General features: G+C 42.2%; 7 protein-coding genes. 6 read left to right on the forward strand and 1 reads right to left on the reverse strand.

All coding sequences use genetic code 11. The features are described from left to right. The first annotated feature begins 423 nt into the window (after positions 1–423). From PX482_RS11075 to PX482_RS11085, 3 genes are read left to right on the forward strand one after another with little or no spacing between them, the layout of a single operon-like run. Positions 424–645, forward strand: a complete 222-nt coding sequence (locus tag PX482_RS11075) for a hypothetical protein (protein ID WP_288026812.1) — start codon at positions 424–426, stop codon at positions 643–645. A gap of 2 nt (positions 646–647) precedes the next feature. Further along, positions 648–1,085: a PIN domain-containing protein gene (locus PX482_RS11080; RefSeq protein ID WP_288026814.1), complete on the forward strand. Its 438-nt coding sequence runs from the start codon at positions 648–650 to the stop codon at positions 1,083–1,085. A 43-nt stretch (positions 1,086–1,128) separates the two neighbouring features. Then, entirely contained in the window at positions 1,129–2,424 is a 1,296-nt protein-coding gene (locus tag PX482_RS11085) for a DNA cytosine methyltransferase (protein WP_288094155.1), read from the forward strand. Between the two features lie 544 nt (positions 2,425–2,968). Here the strand turns inward: PX482_RS11085 and PX482_RS11090 are convergent. After that, entirely contained in the window at positions 2,969–3,433 is a 465-nt protein-coding gene (locus PX482_RS11090) for a hypothetical protein (protein WP_002798136.1), read from the reverse strand. Between the two features lie 184 nt (positions 3,434–3,617). On the opposite strand from PX482_RS11090, the gene PX482_RS11095 reads away from it, so the two are divergent. From PX482_RS11095 to PX482_RS11105, 3 genes are all read left to right on the forward strand, one after another. Beyond that, positions 3,618–5,087, forward strand: coding sequence for a TldD/PmbA family protein (locus PX482_RS11095; RefSeq protein ID WP_002757793.1), 1,470 nt, complete (start codon positions 3,618–3,620; stop codon positions 5,085–5,087). A 2-nt stretch (positions 5,088–5,089) separates the two neighbouring features. Next, entirely contained in the window at positions 5,090–5,665 is a 576-nt protein-coding gene (locus PX482_RS11100) for a DUF456 domain-containing protein (protein ID WP_002757794.1), read from the forward strand. Between the two features lie 251 nt (positions 5,666–5,916). Next, positions 5,917–7,260 carry a TldD/PmbA family protein gene (locus PX482_RS11105; protein ID WP_288122444.1) on the forward strand — a complete coding sequence of 448 codons (1,344 nt, stop codon included), beginning with the start codon at positions 5,917–5,919 and terminating at the stop codon, positions 7,258–7,260. Positions 7,261–7,630: the final 370 nt, after the last annotated feature.

Below are 7,630 nucleotides of genomic sequence, written 5' to 3' on the forward strand. Positions count from 1 at the left end.
AGCAGGGTGTAGGGTGTAGGGTGTGGGGTGTGGGGTTTTACCGATTTTGAGGGGGTCAATTACCTAATTTTCAGGGAAAAAGTACCTGAATTTCCCCCTGATCACTCCCATGCCAGGCACTTTTGGATTTCAAAAAGGTCTCAAAGTCTTATCCAACAAGGTTTTTAGATTTATTCAGCAAACCCTATGTATTGCTTAACTTATGCTTGGTTGTGGAGATAAGATAAAATTGTCGCCTAAACTTGTTCTCAACTCAGGGAAGGATAAATCTTAGGGATTTCTTCGGGAGTACCAGCGCAATAAATCTATTGATAAAGAATAGTTTCAATGCCAATCCGCAGACCTTTGAGCCGAAGGAAATGTTGGGATTAACCAGGATTTGTTATAATTAATCTTAATAGACAGTCGATCGAGAGCAACAATATGTTAAATGCAGTGGAATTTAAAGCCAAAATCAAACAAGGTATTATCGAAATTCCCGAAGAATACCAACAGGACTTGAAGGAAGACAGCGAAGTTCAAGTTATTGTGATCAAACAAAATAAAAAAATATCAACCACTGGAATCATTGCCCAATTAACTCAAAACCCCGTTGCTGTTAAAGGTATTCGTCAATTAAATCGGGAAGAAATTCATCAGCTATAATTATGACCAATTCTCTTTATTTTTTTGATTCTAATATCTGGCTATACCGTCTTTTAATAGACCCAGAGTGTAACGATGCTGCAGAAAGGCGAAAACGCAATCTAGCGACCGCTTTAACTAGCAGGGAAAATATCTTAATCAGTACGCAAATTATTAATGAAGTTTGCTCTGTTTTATCCAAAAAAGCTAAAATAAGTGAAATTCAAATTAGAGAAATTATCCAAGAATTTTACGATGGATGTGTTGTTATTCAACTTGATCGCAATATTATTTTAAGAGCCTCTGAACTCCGCACTCAATACAGTTTTTCTTTTTGGGATAGTTTAATTGTAGCTAGTGCCTTAGCATCCGATGCTAGTATTCTTTACTCTGAAGATATGCAGGATGGGTTAATAATATCCAATCAACTAACTTTAATTAATCCTTTTCGATCGAGTTGATTATCAGTATGATATTATTGAATTACTCATTTAATCAATAGTGATGAATAGGCAACAAAAGCGAGTTTTATCTCTATTTTCTGGCTGCGGGGGAATGGACTTAGGATTAGAGGGAGGTTTTTGGGTACACCAAGACTGTGTTAATGAAAATATTCATCAAGATTGGATAGTAGAAAGACGGGAACCATGGCTAAAACTACCGCGCACTACTTTTGAAACTGTCTTTGCTAATGATATAACTAAAGCTGCCCATAATGCTTGGATTCCCTACTTTGAAAAAAGGGGTAAAAAGAATGTATTTCACTTGGGGAGTATTGTAGATTTAGTCAAACAAGCAGAAAAAGGAGAGTTTCAGTTTCCCAGTAATATTGATGTAGTAACGGGAGGTTTTCCCTGTCAAGATTTTAGTGTTTCAGGAAAAAGAAAGGGGTTTAATTCTCACAAAAGTCACACAGGTAAACTACTAGACGAGAGTGAAGATAGTTTTCAGGACAATCGCGGGAAACTCTATTATTGGATGAAAAGAGTTATTGAATTAACCTTACCTAAAGTTTTTATTGCTGAAAATGTTAAAGGTTTAATCTCCTTGGCTAATGTTAAAGATATAATTGAAGATGATTTTAGTGCCATTGGTAAAGATGGATATATAGTTATCCCTAAACTTCTCTTTGCTCCCGATTATGGAATTCCCCAAACCAGGGAAAGAATTATCTTTATCGGTTTAAATAAAACCTATTTAAAAGCGACAGCGATAGGACATCTAGAAAATAATGATATTTTTCCGCATCCAACCCATAAAGTTATTAAGCATCAATTAAATCTGTTTGAGTCAATATATCCTCTTAAAACTTACAGTACAGTGGGTCAGATATTATCAGGTTTAGAAGAACCAGAAGATGAGTTATTTGACCTCTCACAAAAAAGCTATTCAAAAGCTAAACATTATGGTAAAACTCAGGGACAAATCGAGGTTAATTTACAGGGTTTAAGTCCGACTATTCGCTCGGAACATCACGGTAATATTGAATTTAGGAGATTATCTTTAGAATTAGGGGGAAAGATAGTTAATGAGTTAGAAGCAGGGTTAAAAATGAGACGTTTAACTGTGCGGGAATGTGCGAGAATACAGACTTTTCCCGATGATTTTCAATTTGTGCGTCCACAAAATAAGGGAGATGAAAAATATTCACTTTCGGCTACGGATGGTTACAAACTAATTGGTAATGCTGTGCCACCTTTGCTTGCTTACCATATCGCTAGACACCTAGAACATCAATGGGATTATTTGTTTGAAGATATTTATTCAGTCAGCAAAAATTTATGTGTAGCATTGCCTTAATAATTGGGTGCATCTCATTTTTATAAATCTACTAAGTTGGGGTTTTTAAAGGGAACCTCTCTTTGAAAATTGGGCGTTACTTTCGATTTTATGACTCAATCCAAGCTTTTGGGGGGTTCTACCCCCCAAACCCCGGAGCGCATTTGCTTTTCGGTGAGATGCTTACACGCAGTTGTTAATATACTTGTACCAATTTAAGATTCACCAATAATTGCCGATTGTCGCTATTTCTGCAAATGTGAGATGCAGCCTTAATAATTTCTGCTAATAATGTTTCTATACTTGCCATGGTTTACTAATCCTAAATTGAGAAAACAAATTATAATCTTTTTAGATGAACGTAGGTTGGGTTGAAGTATGAAACCCAACGCCCGCTCATGTTACGCTACCGCTAACCCATCCTACAAATAATTGTGCCTCCCTACTTAATTGGGCATCAACTCCTCAAAATCACAACTTTACACCTCACTCTTAAGATAACTGGTTCATCTGAGTTCGGAATCAGGGAAAACGGCAAAATTTCCCTAATCCGAACTCACCTTGATTACAAAACCTTATGGGTGTGAGAATGTTGTTTGACGTTATCCTCCGTCCGCACCACATGAACAGCATTCAAGATGCGTTTTTTCTCTAGGGAAAAGTTTAAATCGTCTTTTTGGCTGCCCAAGGGGATTAACCCTTGCAGGTGGGGTTGATTTTTATAGGTGCGAGTGGCCGCAATCGCCCTTTCGACAAAATTCTCGCATAATTGGGCATTATCGGGGAAATTACTGGGTATTTGAGGATTATCGTCCTGAAATACCTCTCCTAAACTCATGGCGCGGGCAAATTCGTAGGAAGTGGGAATTCCTTTGACAATTGCCTCTAGGGCCGCCGAGGGAATCGGTTCTAACACCGCCACTTTTTCTAATTCTCCCTCCTGTTTGAGAAAACAAATCGCTAAACCGAATACACAATAATCATCTTTTGTCAAGTCAGAAATGTTTAAGAATTGTGTCGCTGTGGCCATTATTTTGATCCTGAGTCGCTCTTTATTTAATCTTGGGGGCGATGAGCGCTCGAATCAAGGTTTTTATTAAGAGATATGAAGGAGAAAAATTTAGCAGGGTTGGGCGGCGCTAACGCATCCCCAGACGGAAAAAACTGAGAACTGTTAGACTAGAAACCAGCAGATTAACTGATAAACGAGCTTTATGTCACCCACTCTACTCATCTCCAAAGAACTCCCCACCCTGAAATATAATCCTAGTCTGGAGCGCTTTGATAGCTCTTGGGCGGCTCCTTTGTCCACTCTTCTGGGACTGGGACGGGCTGCCGGGGCAACTTTTATCGAATTTTTCCTCGAAAGAGTCAACTATATCAGTTGTTTAGCCGAAGATGACACCATCACCAGTCTCTCACCGAAACTATCTACAGGGGCAGGAATCCGCCTTTTTCGCGGTAAAGCTGATTGTTATGTCAGTACCAACGATTTAAGCTTCCAAGGCTTAAAAAATGCCCTAGAAAAAGGTTTATCGATTCTCGGTTTAAACCTACCCAGTCCTAACGCGTATATTCCCGAAATCAATCTGGAAATGTTCCGGGATTATGCCACGGTCAAAAATAAAGATATTTGGCTGAATAATTGCAGTTCTTTGCGAGAAATGGGTGATATTCTCCTAACTGCTAACGTTCACCTCAATCAGAAAGCCTCTCACGTCCAATCTCGTCGCGCCGCTTATTTTCGCGATTGGCAAGAAATTTTAGTTGCCGCTAGTGACGGCACTTTTGCCCGGGATATTCGCCTCACCCAATCCGTGGGCTATAATCTCCTCTGTGCCGATGGAACTAATCGTTCTAGCATTGGTAAACGGGTGGGTAATACCAGTAATCCCGATTTTCTGCGGACGTGGAATGCTGAGGAATCGGCGGCAGAAGTGGCCGAATCGGCGGGTAAAATGCTTTACGCTGACTATGTAGAATCTGGCAGTTATCCCATCGTCATGGCCAATGAATTTGGCGGCGTTATCTTCCACGAAGCCTGCGGCCATTTGCTAGAAACTACGCAAATCGAACAAAAAACCACGCCCTTTCTCGATAAAAAGGGCGAAAAAATCGCCCACGAAAATCTGACGGCTTGGGACGAAGGATTATCCGATAAAGCTTTCGGTACTATCGATATGGACGATGAGGGAATGCCGGCCCAGCGTACTCTCCTAATTGAAAATGGTATCCTAAAAAACTTCATTGCCGATCGCACTGGTTCAATTAAAACCGGTCATCCGCGCACAGGTAGCGGTCGCCGTCAAAACTACACCTATGCCGCCGCTAGTCGGATGCGGAATACCTACATCGCACCTGGGGAATATACCCTCGATAATCTCTTTAATTCCATCGATAAAGGCATTTATTGCAAAAAAATGGGCGGTGGTAGTGTGGGGGCGACCGGGGAATTTAATTTCGCCGTCGAGGAGGCCTATCTTATCGAAAACGGCAACCTGACTAAACCCCTAAAAGGCGCGACTTTAATCGGTTCAGCCAAGGAGATTATGAATAAAATCTCTATGTGTTCCCAAGATTTAGGACTAGCGGCGGGTTTTTGCGGTTCCGTCAGTGGTAGCGTTTATGTCACCGTTGGTCAACCCCATTTAAAAGTCGATTCTATTACCGTTGGCGGTCGTTAATCATGACTTTAGTAATTCTCTATTATTTCCTCATTGCCATCATGATAGTGGGGATAATTGGCGAACTGCTGCCCGCTGTCCCCGGCATGAGTTTGATTTTAATCGCCATGCTGGTGTGGGGTTTTGTCACCAAATTCGCGGGGATGGGGGTCGCTTTAACCGTGGCCTTTGTTGTCCTTCTCCTCAGTCTGGGGGTGGAATTCCTCGCTAGTTATCTCGGCGCCCAAAAAGTTGGGGCGAGCAATTGGAGTCAAATCGGGCTAGTAGTGGGTTTATTAGCGGGAATATTCGGGCTTTTACCGGCTTTACCCATTGGCGGCCCAATTATCGGCTTATTTGTCGGTCCTGTGGTCGGGGCTTTTGTCGGAGAATACGCCTATCGTCGCGATTTGGAATTAACCCCCCGTTTGCAACAATCCCTAAAAGTCTGTGTCGGTATCGTCGTCGGTACGGTTATCGGTCACGTTGCTAAAGCTATGCTGGCCACGGCCGCCGTTATCGTCTTTATTGTCACCACTTGGCCCAATCTCTCTTCAGTTATCAGTTATCAGTTATCAGTTATCAGTTATCAGATTTGAGTTTTCAGAACGTAGGTTGGGTTGAAGCATGAAACCCAACGCCCGCTCATGTTACGCTACCGCTAACCCATCCTACAAATAATTGTGCCTCCCTACTTATCTAGCTTACGGCTGACCGCTATCAGTTATCAGTTATCAGATTTGAGTTTTCAGTGGACACTGTTAAGTGGCAAGTTCTGAGCTTTCTTTTCACTGATTACTGATTACTGTTTACTGATAACTGAAAAATCCTCCAACACCAAAAAAAATCTATGCCAAAAGTTGAAGATATCGCCCAAATCGCTAATTCTAGCGCCCAAGCTTTAGGAATTGCTAAATACGACATCTATGGTTCTTCTGTCGATGAAACCGATGTGGATGTGTTTCAAGGGGAACCCAAACAGGTACAAGCGTCCAATCGTTCCAGCGTTATCGTTCGCGTCTGGAATCGGGATAATCAAGTCGGTGTCACCTCTACCACCGATGTGGACCCGGTGGGACTGCAATTAGCCCTGAAAACCGCCCAAGAAGCCAGCTTTTTTGGCGTTAAGGAAAATGTCCCCGATTTTAGTCCCGCTGCCACCGCACCTACCACAGAAGTGGCCAGCGAAATGTCTAATCAAGCAGCTGTATCCACTCTCATCGATAAGTTATTAGCCGCCGAAAAATCCTTACTAGCAGCCCATCCAGCTATTGCCAGTGTTCCCTATAACGGTTTGGGACAACAGCAGGTCAGACGTTTTTATCTCAATAGCGACGGGGCAATGCGTCAGGAAGCGCGTAGTTATGCCAGCGTGTATTTATACACCAAAACCGAACAGGAAGGCAAAAAACCCCGCAGCGCTGGTGCTTTTCGGGTTAGTCCGGGGCTGGAAAAATTAGATATCGATGGTTGCATCGAGGAAGCGATTACCAAAACTGTTAGCCATCTGGACTATCAACCGATTACCACGGGTAAATATTTGGTGGTTTTTGCCCCCCGCGCCTTTTTGAGTCTCATAGGGGCATTTTCTAATCTGTTTAATGCCCAAAATGTCCTTGATAAACAGAGTCTTTCTACTCCTGAATCCCTAGGAACACAAATCGCCGCTACTGCCTTAAATTTGTGTGATGATGCCCTCCATCCAGCTAATGTTTCCGCAGAAACTTTTGATAGTGAAGGCACTCCCACCCGTCGTGTGGAATTAATTAAAGAGGGGATTTTGAGTAATTTTCTCCATAGCACGATTACCGCTAAACGGATGAATACGGAACCGACTGGCAACGGTAACATTGGCGCAAAAGTAACAGTTAGTCCCCATTTTTATCACGTTTTTGCTAGTGTTAATCAACCCAAAAGCTATTCTTTGGAAACAGCAGAAAATGTGGTTTTAATTGATAGTTTACAGGCACTTCATGCGGGAGTTAATTCTCTACAAGGTTCCTTCTCTTTGCCGTTTGATGGTTGGTTAGTTAACAAAAATGAGCGCATTAGCATCGATTCCGCTACCGTAGCTGGAGATATTTTAACACTGCTGAAATCGATTGTTTATCTGGAACCGGAAGCGGTTATTACTCCCAGTGGTGTTTGTCCCTACGTTTGGGTAGAGGGTTTATCAATCACAGGAGAAGCTTAACACTATACCAGACCAAAATAGGGGGTATTAACCAGGGTAATACCCCCGCAAGATGGATGCTAATTTTATAGTCGTGGGTAAGGAGTGGCAAGTGCCGGGGTTCCAGAGAGGAAGTTTGAACATTATTAAGTAGTCGTGTAAAATTAATTTCCTAGTCGAGACTCCGAGACAGGAGACGGGAGACGGGATACAGCTATTAGGGATCGGATTTGAGTTTTCAGTTCACTGTTTCCTCACACCAGAAGTCTGACGGAGTAGTGGCTTAGATGTGTAATTAGGGTTTGCTGAATAAGTACGGGCGAAGCATTCGGATAGAAAATCTACCTTTTCACCGATAGGTTATTGTCCGAATGCTTCGCCCCTACAGGAC

Origin of the sequence: Microcystis sp. M53602_WE12, from assembly GCF_030065455.1 — a bacterium.
In the GTDB taxonomy this organism is placed as follows: Bacteria; Cyanobacteriota; Cyanobacteriia; order Cyanobacteriales; family Microcystaceae; genus Microcystis; species Microcystis aeruginosa.